General features: G+C 67.1%; 19 protein-coding genes. 7 read left to right on the forward strand and 12 right to left on the reverse strand.

Annotated elements, in window-relative coordinates:
• The first annotated feature begins 72 nt into the window (after nucleotides 1–72).
• On the forward strand, nucleotides 73–732 hold the full coding sequence (locus EGM71_RS08910) for an O-methyltransferase (protein ID WP_188489252.1): 660 nt from the start codon (nucleotides 73–75) through the stop codon (nucleotides 730–732).
• On the opposite strand, the gene EGM71_RS08915 is transcribed toward EGM71_RS08910, so the two are convergent.
• Together EGM71_RS08915 and EGM71_RS08920 are read right to left on the reverse strand one after the other, a co-directional pair.
• Entirely contained in the window at nucleotides 733–2,679 is a 1,947-nt protein-coding gene (locus tag EGM71_RS08915) for an EAL domain-containing protein (protein WP_188489254.1), read from the reverse strand.
• Nucleotides 2,680–2,742: 63 nt separating this feature from the next.
• Nucleotides 2,743–3,645 (reverse strand): LysR family transcriptional regulator, encoded by a 903-nt coding sequence (locus EGM71_RS08920; RefSeq protein WP_188489255.1) that lies wholly within the window; start codon nucleotides 3,643–3,645, stop codon nucleotides 2,743–2,745.
• Nucleotides 3,646–3,764: 119 nt separating this feature from the next.
• Between EGM71_RS08920 and EGM71_RS08925 the strand changes: the two genes are divergently transcribed.
• On the forward strand, nucleotides 3,765–5,276 hold the full coding sequence (locus tag EGM71_RS08925; RefSeq protein WP_188489257.1) for an MFS transporter: 1,512 nt from the start codon (nucleotides 3,765–3,767) through the stop codon (nucleotides 5,274–5,276).
• On the opposite strand, the gene EGM71_RS08930 is transcribed toward EGM71_RS08925, so the two are convergent.
• Genes EGM71_RS08930 through EGM71_RS08940 form a run of 3 tightly spaced genes read right to left on the reverse strand, consistent with a single transcriptional unit; the run spans nucleotide 5,270 to nucleotide 7,423 of the window.
• Nucleotides 5,270–5,986, reverse strand: a complete 717-nt coding sequence (locus EGM71_RS08930; protein WP_188489259.1) for an SDR family NAD(P)-dependent oxidoreductase — start codon at nucleotides 5,984–5,986, stop codon at nucleotides 5,270–5,272. The genes EGM71_RS08925 and EGM71_RS08930 overlap by 7 nt on opposite strands.
• A 28-nt stretch (nucleotides 5,987–6,014) precedes the next feature.
• Nucleotides 6,015–6,743: a GNAT family N-acetyltransferase gene (locus EGM71_RS08935; RefSeq protein ID WP_188489261.1), complete on the reverse strand. Its 729-nt coding sequence runs from the start codon at nucleotides 6,741–6,743 to the stop codon at nucleotides 6,015–6,017.
• A 14-nt stretch (nucleotides 6,744–6,757) separates the two neighbouring features.
• Complete coding sequence (locus EGM71_RS08940; RefSeq protein WP_188489263.1) at nucleotides 6,758–7,423, reverse strand: ArsR/SmtB family transcription factor; 666 nt, start codon at nucleotides 7,421–7,423, stop codon at nucleotides 6,758–6,760.
• Nucleotides 7,424–7,478: 55 nt separating this feature from the next.
• On the opposite strand from EGM71_RS08940, the gene EGM71_RS08945 reads away from it, so the two are divergent.
• The 5 genes from EGM71_RS08945 to EGM71_RS08965 all read left to right on the forward strand — a co-directional run bounded on the left by EGM71_RS08945 (nucleotide 7,479) and on the right by EGM71_RS08965 (nucleotide 11,653).
• A complete protein-coding gene (locus EGM71_RS08945) occupies nucleotides 7,479–7,985 on the forward strand; it encodes a DUF2938 domain-containing protein (RefSeq protein WP_188489264.1) in 507 nt (168 codons plus the stop codon).
• Nucleotides 7,986–8,026: 41 nt separating this feature from the next.
• Complete coding sequence (locus EGM71_RS08950) at nucleotides 8,027–8,830, forward strand: APH(3')-II family aminoglycoside O-phosphotransferase (protein ID WP_188489266.1); 804 nt, start codon at nucleotides 8,027–8,029, stop codon at nucleotides 8,828–8,830.
• A 97-nt stretch (nucleotides 8,831–8,927) separates the two neighbouring features.
• On the forward strand, nucleotides 8,928–9,518 hold the full coding sequence (locus EGM71_RS08955; RefSeq protein WP_188489268.1) for a TetR/AcrR family transcriptional regulator: 591 nt from the start codon (nucleotides 8,928–8,930) through the stop codon (nucleotides 9,516–9,518).
• Complete coding sequence (locus tag EGM71_RS08960; protein ID WP_188489270.1) at nucleotides 9,515–10,549, forward strand: heparan-alpha-glucosaminide N-acetyltransferase domain-containing protein; 1,035 nt, start codon at nucleotides 9,515–9,517, stop codon at nucleotides 10,547–10,549. Before EGM71_RS08955 ends, EGM71_RS08960 begins: the two co-directional genes overlap by 4 nt.
• A gap of 99 nt (nucleotides 10,550–10,648) precedes the next feature.
• On the forward strand, nucleotides 10,649–11,653 hold the full coding sequence (locus EGM71_RS08965; protein WP_188489272.1) for an aminoglycoside phosphotransferase family protein: 1,005 nt from the start codon (nucleotides 10,649–10,651) through the stop codon (nucleotides 11,651–11,653).
• Between the two features lie 33 nt (nucleotides 11,654–11,686).
• Here the strand turns inward: EGM71_RS08965 and EGM71_RS08970 are convergent, their stop codons facing one another.
• The 7 genes from EGM71_RS08970 to amaB form a co-directional block, all read right to left on the reverse strand.
• Entirely contained in the window at nucleotides 11,687–12,574 is an 888-nt protein-coding gene (locus tag EGM71_RS08970; protein WP_188489789.1) for a DMT family transporter, read from the reverse strand.
• 32 nt (nucleotides 12,575–12,606) lie between these two features.
• Nucleotides 12,607–13,668 carry a UDP-N-acetylmuramate dehydrogenase gene (murB, locus tag EGM71_RS08975; protein ID WP_188489274.1) on the reverse strand — a complete coding sequence of 354 codons (1,062 nt, stop codon included), beginning with the start codon at nucleotides 13,666–13,668 and terminating at the stop codon, nucleotides 12,607–12,609.
• Between the two features lie 8 nt (nucleotides 13,669–13,676).
• Nucleotides 13,677–14,732, reverse strand: a complete 1,056-nt coding sequence (locus EGM71_RS08980) for a quinone-dependent dihydroorotate dehydrogenase (RefSeq protein WP_188489276.1) — start codon at nucleotides 14,730–14,732, stop codon at nucleotides 13,677–13,679.
• Nucleotides 14,733–14,740: 8 nt separating this feature from the next.
• Nucleotides 14,741–15,511 (reverse strand): class I SAM-dependent methyltransferase, encoded by a 771-nt coding sequence (locus tag EGM71_RS08985; RefSeq protein ID WP_188489278.1) that lies wholly within the window; start codon nucleotides 15,509–15,511, stop codon nucleotides 14,741–14,743.
• Between the two features lie 4 nt (nucleotides 15,512–15,515).
• Nucleotides 15,516–15,800, reverse strand: coding sequence for a DUF4190 domain-containing protein (locus EGM71_RS08990; RefSeq protein WP_188489280.1), 285 nt, complete (start codon nucleotides 15,798–15,800; stop codon nucleotides 15,516–15,518).
• A 138-nt stretch (nucleotides 15,801–15,938) separates the two neighbouring features.
• On the reverse strand, nucleotides 15,939–16,778 hold the full coding sequence (locus EGM71_RS08995) for an SDR family NAD(P)-dependent oxidoreductase (RefSeq protein ID WP_188489282.1): 840 nt from the start codon (nucleotides 16,776–16,778) through the stop codon (nucleotides 15,939–15,941).
• On the reverse strand, nucleotides 16,778–18,310 hold the full coding sequence (gene amaB / locus EGM71_RS09000; protein ID WP_075674640.1) for an L-piperidine-6-carboxylate dehydrogenase: 1,533 nt from the start codon (nucleotides 18,308–18,310) through the stop codon (nucleotides 16,778–16,780). The genes EGM71_RS08995 and amaB overlap by 1 nt, the downstream gene beginning before the upstream one ends.
• Nucleotides 18,311–18,349: the final 39 nt, after the last annotated feature.

The following is an 18,349-nucleotide window of genomic DNA, read 5'->3' on the forward strand; positions in this document are numbered from 1 at the left end:
AGGGCCCCTCAAGCATGGCGACGGGACGCCGATGGGGCGTCGCCCCCTTTCTCCCTGCCCTGGAATTCAACCATGAACACCTTGATGTCCTCCCCGGTTGCGCCGCTGCTGCAGCGCCTGTTTGAAGAAGCCAACACAGCGTGCAGCCCGGCACTGAGGGCGGTTCCTGCCGATGAACGGCAGCGCCTGCTGGCCAGTCGTAGTGGGTATACCCGGCTGTATCGTGAACTGCTGAAAGACCTTTGGCTCCCGGTGTCGCCCGAGACCGGCCGGTTGCTGTACCTGCTGGCGCGCAGCAGCCGCGCCAGCAGCATCGTGGAGTTCGGCACCTCCTTCGGCATCTCCAGCATCCATCTGGCCGCTGCCTTGCGTGACAACGGTGGTGGCCGCCTGATCACAACCGAATTCGAACCGGACAAGGCGCATCGAGCCGCCGCTCACCTGCGCGAGGCTGGCTTGGCCGACCTGGTCGAACTGCGGGTTGGCGATGCACTGCAGACCCTGGCGGCAGACCTGCCGGAGTCGATCGATCTGGTGCTGCTGGATGGGGCCAAAGTGCTGTATCCGGAGGTGCTGGATCTGCTGCAGGCGCGGCTTCGACCGGGTGCACTGGTGTTGGCCGACAATGCAGACGACAGCCCTGTTTACCTGCAACGCGTGCGTTCCGATGGCAGCGGCTACCTGACGCTGCCGTTTACCGACGACGTCGAGTTGTCCATGCGCCTGGATTGATCAGGCGGCGGCGAACCGGCGGAACTCATCCGCCGGCAGCGCCGCCGAGTACAGATAGCCCTGGCCGACATCCACCCCCAGTGCGCGCAGCTGCTGTTCCTGCGCCAGGGTCTCGGTACCTTCGGCCACCACGATCGCGCCGCAGCGGTGCGCGACTTCGACGATGAAGCGCACGATCGACTGCGACTTGGCGTCGGACAGCGTGGCGATCAGCGCCTGCTCGATCTTGACCTCGGCGATGGCCAGCTGCGAAAGCAGGATCAAGGTCGAATAGCCGGCGCCGAAGTCATCCAGCGACAGGGTGACCTCGGCTGCCAGCAGCTGTGCGATGTTGGCATCGACCACGTCACGCTCGACGATCTCGGTCCATTCGACGATTTCCAGCCGCAGCATCGCGCCGGGGATGTCGTGCAGCTGCAGCAGCTCCTGCAGGCGCAGGCCGAAATCGGGCAGGCGCAGGGATTCGGCTGAAACATTGACTGCGATGGTCAGTGCCGCGCCGTCCTGCCGGCAATGCTGCAGGAAGCGCACCGCCGATTGCAGCGTGGCCCATTCCAGGTCTGCCAGCCGCCCCTGCCGGCGCAGCAGCGAGATCACCCGCATCGGTGCAATCGGCCGGCCTTCGCCGTCGCGCATGCGCAGCAGTGCTTCGGCGCCGACCAGCAGGCGATCGCGCAGCCGATGCTTGGGCTGGTAGCACAGTGGCGCATCACCCTGCTGCAGCCAGCGTTCGAGCGCGACCTCGATCAGGTCGTCGATCTCGCTGTCGCGCTGGATCGGATCATCGAAAAACACCACGCCCGACTCGATCGCGCTCAGTGCCACGGTGATCGCGCGGAACGGAAGATGTCCTTCGTCGGCGTCAACGGGGGGCTTCAATTCGACCACTGCACAGCGGAACAGCGGCCGGAAGCCGGGCCAATCGCGGCCGACCCGATCGGCCAGGTTGCTGGCCAACTCGGTGATCTGCGGTTGTGTGCGCAGTTCGGACAAGGTCAGGCCGCGCACCAGGATCGCCAGCGCGGCATCACCGAACTGGTAGATCTCCAGCTGCGCAGCCGGCAGCGAGGGCAGCAACCGATGCACCTCTTCGGTGCTGTCGCGCTGCCACAGGCCGTTGTCCTGCAACGGCCCGTAGCGCAGGCGCAGATCGCGCAGGTTGCCCATCTCGGCCACGATCAGGCAGGCCTTGCCGATGCCGTCGTTGTCGCGCCAGTACTGCTGCAGCCGTTCGCCCAGTGCCCGCATGTTGGGCAGGCCGCTGATCGGATCGATGCGCAGCCATGCCTGTTCGCGCTGACGCTGCGCATCGATCTGGGCATCGTTGTAGACCAGCGCGAACACCGCGCCGAGCATCAGTAGCGAGACCGGCAGTGCCAGCACGCGCTGGATCGCCAGCTCGGCCACCGGTAGTTGATCGGCACCAATGATCGCCACGCCCAACGCCAGGCCCACGGCGGTCATGCCGATGCGCACGGACCACGCCTGCAGGATCATGCGCGGCGAGAGTTCGTTGAGCATGCGCGGGTGCAGGCGCCTGCGCAGCCAGACGCCGGCCACCATCTGCAACACGGCCTCAAGGCTGGCAGGCAGGAAGAACTGGGTGCCGACGAACTGGTAGCGGGCGAGCAGGGCGGCGGCCAGGCAGGCCAGGCCGCCGCGCCAGCCACCGAGCAGGCCACTGACCAGCAGGATGTCGAAGCCGAGGTGCAGCTTGACCACGCCCTGGGTGTAACGGGCCACGAACCAGGAGTTGAACAGGTAGATCAGGCCCAGCGCTACGCCGACATACAGGCGACGGCCTTCAATGGCGTGCCCGGCGCGACGGGTGGCGATCAGCAGCACGCCGATCATGCCGATCACCGCCGTGGCCTGCAGCAGGTACAGCGGCAGGCTGGGCAGGGCGCTGTCCAGGACCTGGGCCGAAACCCGTGAAAGCGCATCCATAGCAGGTTCCCGCCTGTGACCGACGGCCAGTGACGAGCAGCGTAGTCGCAGCAGCGCGCAGGTTCAATTGCAGCGGTCGTTTCCGGGAAGGAGGTGTTCGGCCATGAAATCGACAAACACCCGAACACGCGGCTGCTGATGGCGATGGCTTGGCCAGAGTGCCCAGAAGGTGCTGTGCTCGGTGCTCCATGGGTCCAGAACGCTCACGAGCACGCCACGGTCGAGCGCATCGCGGGTGGCGAAGTCGGGCAGGCATGCAATGCCGTGGCCGTCGATGGCCATGTGCAGGATCGTCTCAAGATGATTGGCGGTCATTGCGGGCGCCAGCCGCGGCTCAGCTCCTCCCTCATGCGCGGAGAGTGGCCAACGTTCGATCAGGCCGGTGCCGGGAAAGCGATGGAGAAGGCACGCGTGGCTGCCCAGTTCGTCCGGATGCTGTGGCGTGCCGCGTTTGGCGAAGTACGCAGGGGCACCCACGCACAGCAGCCGGGTACTACCGAGATTGCGGCCGTGCAGCCTGGAGTCGGCGGGGCTGCCCGTACGCACGACCGCGTCGAAGCCTTCCTCGATGACATCGACAAGACGGTCGCTGAAGTGCAGGTCGAGTTCGATGGCCGGGAAACGGTGCGCAAACGCCGAAAGCGCGGGCAGCATCAGTCCGCTGGCCAGTGGAAGGCTGACTTTCAGTCGACCGCTGGGCGCGGCGTGGGCGTCGGTCAGCTCGCGCTCGGCCGCCGCGACCTCGTTCATGATGCGCCTGCAGCGTTCAAGGAACTGCTCGCCTTCGGCGGTCAGGCTGACACTGCGGGTATTGCGATTCAGCAGGCGGGCGCCCAGGCGCTCTTCCAGCCGGGCGATGGTCTTGCTTGCCGCCGACGGGGTAATGCCACGCTGTCGCGCTGCGGAGGCGAAGCTGCGTGCCTCGGCGACCAGGACGAAGAGGCTGAGACCGGCAAAGCTGTCCATATGAGGCCATTGATGACATTCATGTCATTAAAGCACGGACCCACTGGTGGATTCCTGCAGAATAAGGTCGTGGCTAGCATCAATGCGGTGGCGCCTGGCCACGCTGGAGCTTCCTCGACATGTCTGTTGCCTCTGCTGCGACGGCCGGATCATCACGCCTTGGTGTGGTGTTTGCGGGCTGCCTGACCGCGCTTACCATTCCGTTGAGCATTGCCAGCCCCGCGGTGGGCATTCCTGCCATCCGCGCCGCGCTGGGTGGCTCGCCTGCAGCGTTGTCCTGGATCATCAACGCCTACCTGTTGACCTACGGCTGCACCACGCTGGTGGCCGGTGGCCTGGCCGATCTGCATGGCAGGCGCAGAACCTGGATCGTGGGAGGCGTGTTGTTTGCGCTCGTCACCGGCCTGATCCCCTTGATGCCCGATGTGGCATGGATCAATGTCCTGCGACTGCTGCAGGGGATGGCGGCCTCGGCAGCGTTCGCGGGCGCAATGGCATCGTTGGCGCAGGTGTTCGATGGCCAGGCGCGGGCCCGGGTTTTCAGCCTGATCGGCACCACCTTCGGCGTGGGGGCCGCAGGCGGTCCTTTGATGGCGGGTGCACTGATCGATGCGCTGGGCTGGGAATGGGTGTTTTTCCTGCCCGCGTTGCTGGCTGCGCTGACGGTGCCCCTGGTTGCCGTGTCATCCGTCGAATCAAAGAACGCCGGTTCGCCTCGCCTGGACTGGCTGGGTGCCTTTACCTTCATGCTGGCGCTGGGTTCACTGACCTACGCCATGATCGTGCTGCCGGAACGCGGTGTGTTGCATCCGCAGACGCTGGTACTGCTGGCGCTCGCGGTGGTGTTGCTGGGCGTGTTCATTGCCGTGGAGCGTTCCCATCGAACACCCCTGTTGGATCTCGGTCTGTTCCGCAACCGGCGCTTTGTCGGTGTACAGATTCTCGCCGCTGCGCCTGCGTTCTCCTACGTCGTCCTTCTGGTGGTGCTGCCGGCGGGGTTCATCGGTGTCGAAGGTCTGCGGCCGACCGAAGCTGGGCTGGCGATGGCAGCGCTGTCTGCGCCGTTGCTGGTGGTTCCCCTGGTCGCAGCCTACCTGCTGCAGTGGATTCCGGCGCGCGCGCTGTGCTGTGCTGGCCTGCTGATCGCTGCCGTGGGCCTGGCATGGCTTGCGCAGGTGTTCCAATCCCCGTCGGTGCGTTGGATGCCGATGCTGGTCATCGGTATCGGCATCGGCCTTCCCTGGGGGATCATGGATGGCCTGGCGGTCAGCGTGGTCGGCAAGGAGCAGGCAGGCATGGCTGCCGGCATCTTCAATGTCATGCGATTGGCAGGTGATTCAGTCGCCCTCGCGCTTGTCGGCATCCTGCTCGCGGCCCGGATTGGCGGACGTGTGGCGCAGGAGACCGGCGTTGTTGCCCGCGCCGCCGTGCACAGGCTGTCCATGGGCGACCTTGGGGGAGCGGTGGAGGCGTTGCCCGGTGTTTCGAGAACGGTGCTGGCCCAGGCGTACATGGAGTCCGTCCGTGGCCAGCTGTTCGTCCTGGCGATGGCGACCGTGCTGGTCGCCATCATGCTTGGCTACCTGTTGCGCGAAAAGGTCGAGCCTTGCCTGCGCAGAGGCGGTCAGTAGCGCGGGTCGGCGATGGCGGGCAGCACCAGCTCGCGCACGAAGCCGGACGATGACAGCTGCAGCAGGGCGCGTACCATCGCCACGACATCATGGACCGGCACCAGTGCGCCGTCGCCGCGCGCTGCGGCGTCCGCTACCGGTACCGACAGCGCATCGTCGGTGTTGAGGTAGCCCAGCTGCAGGCTGGTTACCGCCAGGCGGCGATCCCGGAAGCCTTCGCGCAGCGCATCGGCGATGCCGTTGAGCGCGAACTTGGACGCACCAAAGGCCACTTCCGGGCGACCACTGCGCGGCAGTGCCGAGGTCGAGCCGGTCAGCACCAGCTGTGGGCGTGCTGCGCCCAGAACCCTCGGCAGCAGGCGCTGCAGCAGCACCAGGGTGGCGGTGATGTTGACGTCGACCAGCTGGGCAAGCGCGGCATCGCTTTCGTCGAGGAAGGCGTACTCGTCGCTGAAGGCCGTCTCTTCCCAGATGCCCAGGTTGTGGATGAGCACATCCAGATCGGCCGGCGCCTGTGCTGCGATGTGATTGGCAGCGAGGGTGGGCTGGGACAGATCGGCTTCGATCCACTGCAGGGTGACGCCCTCGGGGCATTCAAGGTCGCGCGGACGGCTGCGCGAAACGCCGATGACGGTGTCGCCCGCACTGCACAGGCCTTCTACAAACGCTCGACCGAGGCCCCTGCTGGCGCCGATGACCATCAATTTCATGTTGCTTCCTTGTTTTACTGCGGCGGCCTCAGTCGGCCGCCAGAACGGTGTCCCAATCCGCGAACGCACGCAGGCCGCTGCGTTCGGCGGTGATGATCGAGCCGCTGTTGTCGAGCTGGCAGCGGTACTGCGGCTGCAGCCCGGCCGCCTGTGCGGACACGGCCATGGCGTGCACCAGCTGGCGTGCATGCCCACGGCCGCGGGCCCTTGGCAGGGTCAGTACGCCCATATCGGCGAAGGCTGCATCCAGGCTCCAGGGATACATGCTGCCAGCGGCCAGCAGGTGCTCCCCATCGAAGGCACCGAACACCTGCCAGTGATCCAGCTCGACCCAGGCGGCATCGAGATCGTCCTCGCTGGCATTGGCCTGGAACGCATTGAACGCTGCGGCGTCGGTTGGGCCCAGCCGGCGGATATGCGGTGGGGCAGGGTATTCGGCAAGGGTGGCGAGTGTTGCGGTGGGGACGTAGAAGACGCGGTCGGCGCCGTGCGTGTGCTGGCCGAGCTGCTGCAAGCGCTGTTGCAGCTGCGCCAGTGTCCAGTGCGGTTGCACATGCAGTTGCAGGCGAGCGACCAGGGCAGGGCGCAGCAGCGCACGGGCGGGGCCCGCGACCGGCCGCAACAGCATGCCGTCCTCACCGCCGTCGAAATCATCGCTGCAGGCCAGGTGCAGCTGCGGCCCCTCCTGCAACGTGCGCTGGCCGGCGAACACGCGTTGCCAGGCAGCATCGATCAACGGGGAAATCGCATCGTCCATGACAAACGGCTCGCTCAGTGTCGGGGCAATTCAACCTGCAGGCCCGCGGCTTTCCATTCGGGATAGCCGGCGGCCAGCCGCTGCGCGCTCAGGCCTGCGTCGCGCAGCATCATCACCGCATCGTTGGACAGCACGCAGTAGGGCCCGCGGCAGTACGCGACAATGTGGACGGCGCGCGGCAGTTCGTCCATGCGTGCGTGCAGTTCCGTAGCGGGAATGTTCAGCGCGCCGGGCAGGTGGCCCAGATCGAATTCTTCGCGAGGGCGTACGTCCAACAACACCACGCTGTCGCGTTGCTCCAGCAACTGCTCGACGGTCAGCCCTTCCAGTGCATCGCGGCGCTGCAGGCTGTCGGTGAGGACGCCCTGCATTTCGCTGCGCTGGTGGTCGGCATAGTCACGCAGCGCGGCCAGCAGGTTGCCCAGTGGGCCGTCACCGCTGCGGTAGAGGATGCGCTTGCCGTCACGGCGGGTCTGCACCAGGCCGGCACGACGCAGCTGCTGCAGATGCTGGGAGGTATTGGCCACCGACAGGCCGCTCAGTTCGGCCAGGCGCTCGACCGCACGCTCGCCCTGGGCGATGTGCTCCAGCAGGGCCAGGCGGTGCGGGTGGCCCAGGGTGCGGGCGATCTCGGCCAGCGCTTCCAGCGGGGATGGCGGCAGCTCGGTTGCAGCGTTCATGCCGGGCACGCTAGCATCGATCTATCATTCAAGCAAATAATTGAAGGTAAGTGACATGAGTGGCTGGGCGACGACATTCGTGACTGACGCGGTAGTGATCGGCGTGGGTGCGACCGCGCTGATGGATCTTTGGGCGTTGTTGCAGCGCAGGGTGCTCGGCATTCCCTCGCTGGATTTTGCGATGGTCGGCCGCTGGCTGGGGCACCTGGCGCGTGGACGGTTCCGCCATGAGGGTATTGGCCGCTCGGCAGCGGTCAGTGGCGAGCGCGCGCTGGGGTGGACCGCGCATTACGTGATCGGTGTGGTCTTCGCCGCGTTGTTGCTGGCCGTGGTCGGGAACGGTTGGGTGCAGGCGCCGACCCTGTGGCCGGCGCTGGCCTTCGGCATTCTCAGTGTTGCCGCGCCGTTCTTCATCCTGCAGCCGGGCATGGGCGCCGGCATTGCCGCTTCGAAGACCCCAGCGCCTGGCAAGGCGCGGCTGCGCAGCCTGGTGGCGCACAGCGTGTTCGGCGCAGGCATGTACTTTTCCGCGCTGCTGTTGGCCGCGGTCCGTGCAGGATGAGCGAGAATCCGTGGGGTCACCGGCAACAGGAACATCCCGGCATGGAAGCACCCAATCCCTTCACTGATGGCATGCCGCTGCCGTGGGCGTGGCGGGAAACATTGGCCGATGCGCGCATCGAGCGGCAGTCGATCGGCGTATCGCGCGCAGACGTCGCCCGCGTGCATCGCCCGGGACAGGCCGATGCCTTCCTGAAATCGGAAGTGATCGATGCCTTCAGTGAGCTGGGCGATGAAATTGCCCGCCTGCGTTGGCTGCAGGGACAGGGGCAGCCGGCGCCTGCAGTGATCGCCACCGCCGAGGAGACGGGACGGCGTTGGCTGCTGATGAGTGCCTTGCCTGGGCGCGATCTGGCTTCGTCACCGGAGCTGCCGCCCGAGCATCTGGTGGAACTGCTGGCCGATGCGTTGCGGGGCCTGCATGCCATACCCGTGACGGCCTGTCCGTTCGATCAGCGGCTGGCCTCGCGCCTGCAGGCGGCGCAGGCACGGGTCGAGGCGGGCCTGGTCGACGCCGATGACTTCGATGACGAGCGCCTGGGGCAGAGCGCGCAGCAGGTATTTGCCGAACTGCGCACGACCCGGCCCGAGCACGAGGATCTGGTGGTCAGCCACGGCGACGCCTGCCTGCCGAACCTGCTGGCAGTGGAGGGCCGTTTCAGCGGTTTCATCGACTGTGGCCGCCTGGGCGTGGCCGATCGCTACCAGGATCTGGCGTTGGCCGCGCGCAGCCTGGTCCACAACTTCGGTGACACGCGCTGGGTCGCGCCGCTGTTCCGTCGTTATGGCGTTGCGGCCGACGAACGGCGGCTGGCGTTCTACCGTCTTCTCGACGAGTTCTTCTGAAACCGCACAGGGCAGCGTTGGGCCGGGCTGAACGGTGCCCTGCCGGCGGATCCGTGCGCCCTTAAAAATGGACGAACGTTCGTTCACTATTTGTGGCATGAACCGAATCGACCGCAACGAGCAACGCATCGCGCAGATCCTGCAGGCGGCCCTGCAGTGTTTCCTCGTCAAGGGCTTCCACCAGACCAGCATGCGTGACATCGCGCAGGCAGCCGGCGTCAGCCTCGGCAATCTCTACAACCATTTCCCGGGCAAGGAGGCGATCATCCTTGCGGTGGCCGTGGCCGAAAGCGAGGAATTGGCGCCGCTGTTGCAGCGTCTGGCCGCGGCTGACGGCGAACGCGCGCAGGTGCTGGGCTTCCTGCAGGACTTCCACGCCCTGTGCCGGCAACCGGAGTGGGCAACGCTCGCCGTCGAAGTGCTGGCCGAGAGCGCACGCAATCCGGCGGTGGCCGAGGCATTTGCGGCCAATCGCAGGCAATTGCAGGCGACGCTGGCCGAAGCCCTGCAGCAGGTGGCACAGCGCGAACGTCGGCGTCCCGTGCTGGCCCCGGCACTGCAGGCGCAGGTGCTGCTGGATGCCATCGAAAGCGATGCCCTGCGTCGAGGGCTGGGCGGAGCCGGTGGCACCAATGAGGCATCGCTGGATCTCGGCCTGCTTGCGCTGCTGCTGGGCGCACGCGCATGAGTGCCATGGACCGCCGCCTGCATGGGCTGGATCTGGCGCGCTACTTCGCATTGGCTGGCATGGTGCTGGTCAACTTCCGCCTGGCAATGGCCGTGGAGGCGGACGGTGATGGGTGGCTGGCGGGATGCTTCCATCTGCTGGAAGGCAAGGCCTCGGCGACGTTCGTTACCCTGGCCGGGCTTGGCCTGGTACTGGCCACGCAGCGCTCGGGCTGGATGCAGGCCAGCGTGCAGACCTGGCGGCGCGCGCTGTTCCTGCTGGTGCTGGGCCTGCTCAACCTGACCCTGTTCCCGGCCGACATCCTGCACTACTACGCGGTGTATTTCGCGCTGGCGGTGCTGTGGCTGCGTGCTTCGCCGCAGGTGTTGCTGGCCAGCATCGCCTGCCTGGCTGCCGGCTCGTTCTGGGCGCTGCTGCATTGGGACTACAGCCAGGGCTGGAACTGGCAGACGCTGGAATACGCCGGTCTGTGGCAATGGCCGGGCGCGGCCCGCAACCTGCTGTTCAATGGCTTCCATCCGCTGCTGCCCTGGATGTGCTTCTTCCTGCTGGGCATGCTGCTGGCACGCCTGCAGTTGTCACAGCCGAGGGTGCAGCGTGCGTTGTTGCTGCTGGGCCTTCTGCTGATCGGCGTGGGCCAGGGCGTGCAGCACCTTGCACAGGGAACGCCCTGGCAGCTGTGGCTGGGAACGCAGCCGATGCCGCCGGGACCGGCCTACGTGTTGACCGGTGCGGGCGCGGCCTGCAGCGCGATTGCCGCGTGCCTGTGGGTCAGCCGCCGGTATCCGGGGGATTGGCTGGAGCCACTCACCGCGGCAGGGCGGATGACCCTGACCCTGTACGTCGGCCACATCCTGCTGGGCATGGGGACGCTGGAATGGCTGGGCCTGCTCGATGGCAGCGCTTCGCTGCCGGCCGTGCTGCTGTGGGCATTGTTGTTCCTGATGCTGGCCACGGGCGCAGCGTGGCTGTGGTCCTGGCGGTTCACGCGGGGCCCATTGGAAGCGGTGATGCGGCGCGTCGCCGGCTAGCACTTTGGTCGCGCAGGCACGATGTTGTGACGGACATGTCTGTGTCGCGGCCCGCGCATCTGCGATAGTGGCGTCAGGTAATACTTTCCGCTTGCATCCATGTCATTCGCTTCGGCGCAGCATCTCGGCGAAGTCCTTCAGCAGTCCTATGGCATCACCGCTACCGCCGTGGTGCCACGCCCGGTTGGCGCCGATGCCAACGCCAGCGTGTATCGCATCGATGCACGTCGCGGGCAATGGTGGTTGAAATGCCGCAGCTACCAGGTTGCCCCTGCCGTCTGGGACACCCTGCATTGGCTGCGCGGCACGCTGGGTATCGAGGAAATCGTTGCACCCTGGCCGGCTTTGACCGGTGGGGCGTCGGTGCAGCGCTGGGGCCTGCAGTTCACCCTGTTCCCCTATGTGGAAGGCCAGTCCGGCTTCGAAGCGGCGTTGAGCCGCGCGCAATGGCAACGGTTGGGCGAAGTGCTGCGGCGCCTGCACGACGCGTGCCCGCCACCGGAGTTGCAGGCGGCGCTGCCGAGCATACGGATGGAAACCGCAGCGCTTGATACCGTCGGGCAATGGCTGGCCGGGGAGGGCCTGGCGGCTGCCAGGGATGGGCTGGGCCGTGCCTTTGTTTCTGTCTGGGACCAGCAGCACGCGCGTATCGCGGCGCTGCATGCGCAGGCACTGCAGCTGTACGCGGCGTTGCAGGATGTCCCGGTGCGGCTGCACCTGTGCCACACCGACCTGCATGCCGGCAATCTGCTGATGGGCAACGACGGCGGCCTGCACCTGATCGACTGGGATGGCCTGTCGCTGGCACCGCGCGAGCGCGACCTGATGTTCATCGGTGGTGCTGTCGGTGGGCGCTGGGGGCGCGAGAATCCGCTGGGATTCGAAGAGGGCTATGGCAGTGACCGTGGCGACCCTCGCTGGATCGCCTGGTACCGGCACTGGCGCGTCCTGCAGGACCTGATCGAGTTCCAGCAGGTCCTGCTGGGCAGCGATGGAGAGGATCGTTCGCCGCAGCTGCGCCGGCAGTCGCTGCATTTCCTCAGCGAACAGTTCGCACCGGGCAATGTGTTCGACGCGGCCGAGCGGGTGTATCGCGCGCTGTAAGGCGCACAGGAATCATCCACGCGTGGCGTGGCTCTACTCGGCGGGCTTGGCCGCTGCCGAGGCGGCCGCACTTGCGGCGCGGCGCGACAGCACGGCTTCGCGGTGGGCGATGTAGGCGTTGGCGGCGAGGATGATGCCGGCCCCCATGATCGTCCAGCGGTCCACGCTTTCGTTGAACAACAGCCAGCCACACAGCGTCACCAGCGGCAGCTGCAGGAAGCTGGTCGGGGTCAGGGCGGAGACTTCGCCCAGCCGTAGCGCACGGGTCCACAACAGCTGGCCGATGGTACCGAGCACGCCGGTGGCCAGCAGCCACAGCCAGGCCGATCCGGTCGGCCAGACCCAGACGAACAGCGCCGGGACCAGCGACAGCGGCACCCAGAACACGTAGGTATAGAGCACCACGGTATCGGCACTGTCGACGCGGGTCAGCTGCTTGATCTGGATCGCCACCAGCGAGCTGAGTACCGCCGCACCCACCGCGACCAGGCTGCCGGCGGTGAAACCGGCGGTGCCGGGACGCACGATCACCAGTACACCGATGAAGCCGACGACGACGGCGGCCCAGCGGCGCACGCGCATGGTTTCACCCAGCCACAGCACGGCGGCAATGGTGACGAACAGCGGGGTGGAGTACGAGAGCGAAACCGCCTGGGCCAACGGCAGATGGCCCAATGCCCAGAACGCGCACAGCATCGAGCCCAGGCCGATCGCACTGCGCACGAAATAGCGTGGCAGCTGCTGCGTCTTCAGTGGCGCATGGCCAGGCCGCAACAGCATCGGCAGCAGTGCCAGCAGGCCGAAGGCATTGCGGAAGAACGCCACTTCCTGGGTCGGCACGTAGCGGGTGGCATAACGGATGGCCACGGCCATCAGGCCGAACGCCATCGTACTGCCGAGCATCAGCAGCGCCGCCCGCATCGGGGTGGCGCTGGGGGAAAGGGCGGGGCTGTTCACCACTGTGCGCCGAGCAGGCGGGGCTCCGGTTCGATCGGCACGCCGAATTTCTCCAGCACCGAGGCCGAGATGCGGCGCGCCAGCGCCAGCAGTTCAGCGCCGCTGGCATTGCCGTGGTTGACCAGTACCAGCGCGTGGCTGGGGGCCACGCCGGCATCGCCTTCGCGGAAGCCCTTCCAGCCGCAGGACTCGATCATCCATGCCGCAGAGACCTTGCGCTTGTCGTCCTGCTCGGCCGGGAACACGGGCAGGTCGGGGAAGTGCTGCAGCAGCACGTCGACCTGTTCCAGCGGCAGCACCGGATTCTTGAAGAAACTGCCGGCGTTGCCCAGGACATCCGGATCGGGAAGCTTGCGGCGGCGGATTGCGATCACCGCATTGGCCACGTCCACCGCACCGGGCAGCTCGACGCCCTGCGCCTGAAGTTCCTCGCGGATGCCGGCGTAGTCCATGCGCAGGTCATGCAGCAGCGGCAGCTTCAGTTCGATGGCGGTGATCAGGTAGCGATCGGGCTGCTGTTTGAACACGCTGTCGCGGTAGGCGAAACCACATTGTTCGTTGTCCAGCCGTACCCAGGCCTGTTCCTGGCAGTCCCAGGCGTCGACGGCCTGGATGAACTCGCCGACCTGCGCGCCATAGGCACCGATGTTCTGGATCGGCGCGGCACCGGCGGTGCCGGGAATCAACGCCAGGTTTTCCAGTCCGGACAGGCCTTCCTGCAACGACCACATCACCAGGCCGTGCCAGGGCACGCCGGCACCCGCGCGGATCACCGCATGGTCGGCGCGGTGTTCAAGGAAACTGATGTCCCGGTTGCCGAATACCAGCACGGTGCCGGGCAGGTCTTCGGCGATGAGCACATTGCTGCCGCTGCCCAGTACCAGCAGCGGGCCGCTGGCCACGTCGGGCAACGCCAGCACGTCCGGCAGCAGCGCGGGATCGTGCAGTTCCAGCAGCTGCGCGGCGCTGGCCTGTACGTGGAAGGTATTGAGTGCCTGCAGCGGCGCATTGCGGGTGAGCGTCCAGCGCAGCGGGGCGTTGCCGTCGACGGTATCCATGGGCGCGCTCACAGCGGGGCCACCGCGCCGCGGCTCGGCGCTTCGCGGCGGCGACGGATCGCCTCCACGCATTCGGAAACCAGCGCCGGGCCGCGGAAGATCAGGCCGCTGTAGCACTGCACCAGCGCGGCACCGGCCGCCATCTTGGCCACCGCATCGGCGCCGGACAGGATGCCGCCGACGCCGATCAGCGGCACCGATTCGGGCAGGCGTGAGCGCAGGCGACGCAGCACCAGCGTGGACTGCTCCAGCACCGGCGCGCCGGACAGGCCGCCGGCTTCGTTGGCCAGTGGATCGCCGACCACCTTGCTGTGGTCGATGGTGGTGTTGGTGGCGATCACGCCGTCCACCTGCAGCTCGCCCAGCACGCGGGCGGCGGCGTCGATATCGCGTTCGCTGAGGTCCGGCGCCACCTTCACCAGCATCGGCACGCGGCGACCGTGCCGGGCCGCAAGATCTTCCTGGCGGTCGCGCAGCTGGCTGACCAGCTGGCGCAGCGCGGTTTCTTCCTGCAGTTCACGCAGGCCGGCGGTGTTGGGCGATGAGATGTTGACGGTGATGTAATCGGCCAGCGGGTACACCTTGTCCAGGCAGGCGATGTAATCGTCCACGGCCTGTTCGTTGGGGGTGTCCTTGTTCTTGCCGATGTTGATGCCGAGCATGCCGCGGCGGTTGCGCGCGCGCTCGACGTTGCGCACCAGCGCGTCCACGCCCGCATTGTTGAAGCCCATACGGTTGATGATCGCGTTGTGCGCCGGCAGCCGGAACAGGCGCGGCTGCGGATTGCCGGCCTGCGGGCGCGGGGTGATGGTGCCGATCTCGACGAAGCCGAAACCCAGCGCGAACAGTGCATCGATGTGCTCGCCGTTCTTGTCCAGGCCGGCGGCCAGGCCGACCGGATTGGGGAATGTCAGCCCGAACACGGTGCTCGGCATCGGCGCGATGCGGGCGGCCAGCAGCGGCGTGGTACCGGTGCGATAGGCCAGGTCCAGTGCGGACAGGCCGAGGCCGTGGGCGCGCTCGGCGTCGAGCGAGAACAGGAAGGGGCGGGCAAGCGAATACATGCGTCGGTTCAGTCCAGCGTGCCGAGGAAGGCTCGGGTTCGATATTCAAAAGCGACCTGGCCGTCGACCGCGTGGGCGGCGAACAGGTCCTGCAGAGCGTCGATCATCGCCGCGTGGCGAGGATGACCGGATTGGGGTGCGTAGGAGGAGGACAGCAGGCGCCCGCGCAGGGCGTCGACGTCCAGATGCTGCACGTTCGGCAGCTCCACCCTGCCGCGCAGGCCAGGGCCGAACCAGGCCTGCATGGTGGCGTCGTCCTGGTAGCGCTCGGCCACGGCGGTGTAGTCGGTGCCGTAGTCCAGCAGCAGCTGTTCGTAACCGATCAGGAACGGGCTGGCATCGAGCAGGCGCGAATTCCAGTAGATCAATGCCTGGCCGCCGGGACGCAGGATGCGCTGCCACTCGGCGCGCACCGCCACCGTGTCGAACCAGTGGAAGGCCTGCGCGACGCTGACCAGATCAACGCTGGCATCGTCCAGGCCGGTGGCCTCTGCGCGGCCATCGACGGCGGAAAAGTCCGGATACTGCGGCGCCAGCCACTGTTCGGCGGCGGCGCGCATGGCTGCGTTGGGCTCGACCGCCACCAGCGGATGACCGCTGGCGAGAAACGGGCGACTGGAGATGCCGGTGCCGGCACCGATGTCGGCGACTCGGGCCTGGTGGCTGACACCCATCGGGCCGTGCAGCCAGTCCAGCAGCGCGGGCGGGTAGTCGGGCCGGTAGCGGACGTAGTCGGCGACGCGGCTGCTGAAGCGTTCAGTGCTGTCGGAGGCGGTCATGGCGTCAGTTCGACACCGCCGCCAGCCAGGCCAGGCCACCGAAGAACAGGATGAAGACCAGGATGGCGGCAAGCACCGCGCCGACCATCACCCAGCCCAGGATCAGGCCGGTAATGGCCAGGCCATCACCTTCCAGTTCGTGCGGGCGGCGGCGGATTTCGGCGCGGGCCATGTGGCCGGTGATGATGGCCACGATGCTGGCCACGAAGGGCAGGACGGTCCAGCTGGCAATGCCCATGACCAGGCTGACCACGGCCAGGGCGCTTGTCTGTCGGGGTGCCACGCTCATCGGGGTCCTCCTTGGCAGTGTGCACATGATAGTGCGTCTGCCCGGGCAATCCCATGCCCGGCGGATGCGATGGCAGGCGTCGACCTTGGTCGACGAGCGGCATGCCAACCAAGGTTGGCCGCTACCGGCGGGCCGGTATCAGCCCATCAACACCTGGCCGCCATCCACATTGAGCACGCTGCCGGTGACCCAGCGCGCCAGTGGCGAGCACAGGAACAGGGCGGCGTCGGCGATCTCGCGCGGGTGGCCGAAGCGGCCGAACGGGATCTTCGCCAGGGTGCCGTGGTACAGCGCTGGATCCTCGACGCGACGGCGATCCCAGAGGCCATCATCGAACTCGATCGAGCCCGGTGCGATGGCATTGACCCGGATCCGGTCCTTGGCCAGCGCCAGCGCCTGTGAGGTGGTGTAGTGCGAAAGCGCCGCCTTGGCAGCGGCGTAGGGCGCGCCACCGGGGCGCGGTTGCTGCGCGGCAATCGACGACAGATTGAGGATGCAGGCATCGCTGGATGCGCGCAGCCAGGGCAGCGCCAGGCGCGAGGCACGCACGGCCGCCATCAGGTCGATCTGCAGGCTGGCGGCCCAGCCGTCCTCGTCGTCGGCCATGCCGTAGCCGGTGGCATTGTTGACCAGCACATCGATGCCGCCGAGGGCATCGGCGGCGGCCTGCAGCCAGGCCTGGATCTGGCCGGGGTCGGCCAGATCGGTGGAAAACGCATGCAATGGCGTGCCCTGCGCCTGTGCATCGGCGCGCAGGGCCTCCAGGCCGGCCTGGCCGCGGGCGCAGGCCGAGACCTGCGCACCGGCACCGGCAAAGGCCAGTGCCATTTCACGACCAATGCCCTTGCTGCCGCCGGCGATGAGCACGCGGCGGCCGCTGAAATCGAGGGTCGGAGCCCCTGCAGGGATCCGACCCTTCGCTGGGGTCAGATCCCCGGTGGGGCTCTGACCCACGGACGTGTCCGCGTCGTTTGCCATCACAGGTCGAACTTGATGCCCTGGGCCAGCGGCAGCGAATCCGAATAGTTGATGGTGTTGGTCTGGCGGCGCATGTAGACCTTCCACGCATCCGAGCCGGACTCGCGGCCACCGCCGGTGTCCTTCTCGCCACCGAAGGCGCCGCCGATCTCCGCACCGGACGTGCCGATGTTGATGTTGGCGATGCCGCAGTCGCTGCCGGCAGCCGACAGGAACTTCTCGGCGGTCTTCAGATTCTGGGTGAAGATCGAGGACGACAGGCCCTGCGGCACGCCGTTCTGCATGTCGATGGCTTCGTCGATGCTGTCGTACGGCATCACGTACAGGATCGGCGCGAAGGTCTCGTGCTGGACCACGGCGTCGCTGTTCTTCAGGCCCGAGACGATCGCGGGCAGGACGAAGTTGCCGGCGCGGTCGATGCGGGTGCCGCCGGTTTCGATGGTGCCGCCGGCGGCCTTGGCCTGGGCGATGGCATCGAGGAACTGCTGCACGGCGCCGTCGCTGTTCAGCGGGCCCATCAGGTTGGCGGCATCGGTCGGGTCGCCGATCTTGCCTTCCACCTGCTTGTAGGCCTTGACCAGGGTGGCCAGCACGTCGGCGTAGATCGAGCGGTGCACGATCAGGCGGCGGGTGGTGGTGCAGCGCTGGCCGGCGGTGCCGACGGCGCCGAACACGATACCCGGCACGGCCAGCTTCAGGTCGGCGGTTTCGTCCAGGATGATGGCGTTGTTGCCGCCGAGTTCCAGCAGGCAGCGGCCGAGACGGCGCGCGACCTTCTCGTTGACGGTGCGGCCGACCTGGGTCGAGCCGGTGAAGCTGATCAGCGGCACGCGACGATCATCGACCATCTTCTCCGACAGCGCGGTGCCGGCGTCGTTGATCAGGAAGAAGATGTCCGGGAAGCCGGCTTCGCGCAGGGCGTCGTTGCAGATCTTCAGCGAGGCGATGGCGGTCAGCGGCGTCTTGTTGGACGGCTTCCAGATGCACACGTCGCCACAGATGGCGGCCAGGAACGAGTTCCAGCTCCACACCGCGACCGGGAAATTGAAGGCCGAGATGATGCCGACCAGGCCCAGTGGGTGGTACTGCTCGTACATGCGGTGGCCGGGGCGCTCGGAATGCATGGTGTAGCCGTACAGCATGCGGCTCTGGCCCACGGCGAAATCGGCGATGTCGATCATCTCCTGCACTTCGCCATCGCCTTCCGGCTTGCTCTTGCCCATTTCCAGGGCAACCAGCGAACCCAGGGCGTCCTTGTGCTTGCGCAGCGCTTCGCCGCACAGGCGCACGGCTTCACCGCGGCGCGGGGCCGGCGTGGTACGCCAGGCCTTGAAGGCTTCCTGGGCGCGGGCGACGACGGTCTCGTACTCGGCCTCGGTGGTCGCGCGGACCTGCGCGATCGGCTCGCCGGTGGTCGGGTTGACCGGGGTGATCAGCTCACCGCTGGTCGCGCTCGACCACTCCCCGTTGCCCAGGTACGTGCCAGCGTTGATCGCGTCCAGGCCAAGGGACTTGAGCAGCTCGGAAGACATGCAGACTCCTGTGTTTCGTTACGTTGTTTGGTGCCATCG

The organism is Stenotrophomonas maltophilia, from assembly GCF_006970445.1.
Lineage (GTDB): Bacteria > Pseudomonadota > Gammaproteobacteria > Xanthomonadales > Xanthomonadaceae > Stenotrophomonas > Stenotrophomonas maltophilia_AU.

Excerpts from the sequence above, each read along its gene's own strand:
- EGM71_RS08955 (WP_188489268.1), top strand. The coding sequence starts at position 8,928 with ATGAACCGAATCGACCGCAACGAGCAACGCATCGCGCAGATCCTGCAG.
- EGM71_RS08945 (WP_188489264.1), top strand. The coding sequence starts at position 7,479 with ATGAGTGGCTGGGCGACGACATTCGTGACTGACGCGGTAGTGATCGGC.
- EGM71_RS08980 (WP_188489276.1), bottom strand. The coding sequence starts at position 14,732 with ATGTATTCGCTTGCCCGCCCCTTCCTGTTCTCGCTCGACGCCGAGCGC.
- EGM71_RS08920 (WP_188489255.1), bottom strand. The coding sequence starts at position 3,645 with ATGGACAGCTTTGCCGGTCTCAGCCTCTTCGTCCTGGTCGCCGAGGCA.
- EGM71_RS08930 (WP_188489259.1), bottom strand. The coding sequence starts at position 5,986 with ATGAAATTGATGGTCATCGGCGCCAGCAGGGGCCTCGGTCGAGCGTTT.
- EGM71_RS08995 (WP_188489282.1), bottom strand. The coding sequence starts at position 16,778 with ATGGCAAACGACGCGGACACGTCCGTGGGTCAGAGCCCCACCGGGGAT.
- EGM71_RS08960 (WP_188489270.1), top strand. The coding sequence starts at position 9,515 with ATGAGTGCCATGGACCGCCGCCTGCATGGGCTGGATCTGGCGCGCTAC.
- murB (WP_188489274.1), bottom strand. The coding sequence starts at position 13,668 with ATGGATACCGTCGACGGCAACGCCCCGCTGCGCTGGACGCTCACCCGC.
- EGM71_RS08965 (WP_188489272.1), top strand. The coding sequence starts at position 10,649 with ATGTCATTCGCTTCGGCGCAGCATCTCGGCGAAGTCCTTCAGCAGTCC.
- EGM71_RS08990 (WP_188489280.1), bottom strand. The coding sequence starts at position 15,800 with ATGAGCGTGGCACCCCGACAGACAAGCGCCCTGGCCGTGGTCAGCCTG.
- EGM71_RS08910 (WP_188489252.1), top strand. The coding sequence starts at position 73 with ATGAACACCTTGATGTCCTCCCCGGTTGCGCCGCTGCTGCAGCGCCTG.
- EGM71_RS08985 (WP_188489278.1), bottom strand. The coding sequence starts at position 15,511 with ATGACCGCCTCCGACAGCACTGAACGCTTCAGCAGCCGCGTCGCCGAC.
- EGM71_RS08940 (WP_188489263.1), bottom strand. The coding sequence starts at position 7,423 with ATGAACGCTGCAACCGAGCTGCCGCCATCCCCGCTGGAAGCGCTGGCC.
- EGM71_RS08970 (WP_188489789.1), bottom strand. The coding sequence starts at position 12,574 with ATGCGGGCGGCGCTGCTGATGCTCGGCAGTACGATGGCGTTCGGCCTG.
- EGM71_RS08950 (WP_188489266.1), top strand. The coding sequence starts at position 8,027 with ATGGAAGCACCCAATCCCTTCACTGATGGCATGCCGCTGCCGTGGGCG.
- EGM71_RS08915 (WP_188489254.1), bottom strand. The coding sequence starts at position 2,679 with ATGGATGCGCTTTCACGGGTTTCGGCCCAGGTCCTGGACAGCGCCCTG.
- EGM71_RS08935 (WP_188489261.1), bottom strand. The coding sequence starts at position 6,743 with ATGGACGATGCGATTTCCCCGTTGATCGATGCTGCCTGGCAACGCGTG.
- EGM71_RS08925 (WP_188489257.1), top strand. The coding sequence starts at position 3,765 with ATGTCTGTTGCCTCTGCTGCGACGGCCGGATCATCACGCCTTGGTGTG.
- amaB (WP_075674640.1), bottom strand. The coding sequence starts at position 18,310 with ATGTCTTCCGAGCTGCTCAAGTCCCTTGGCCTGGACGCGATCAACGCT.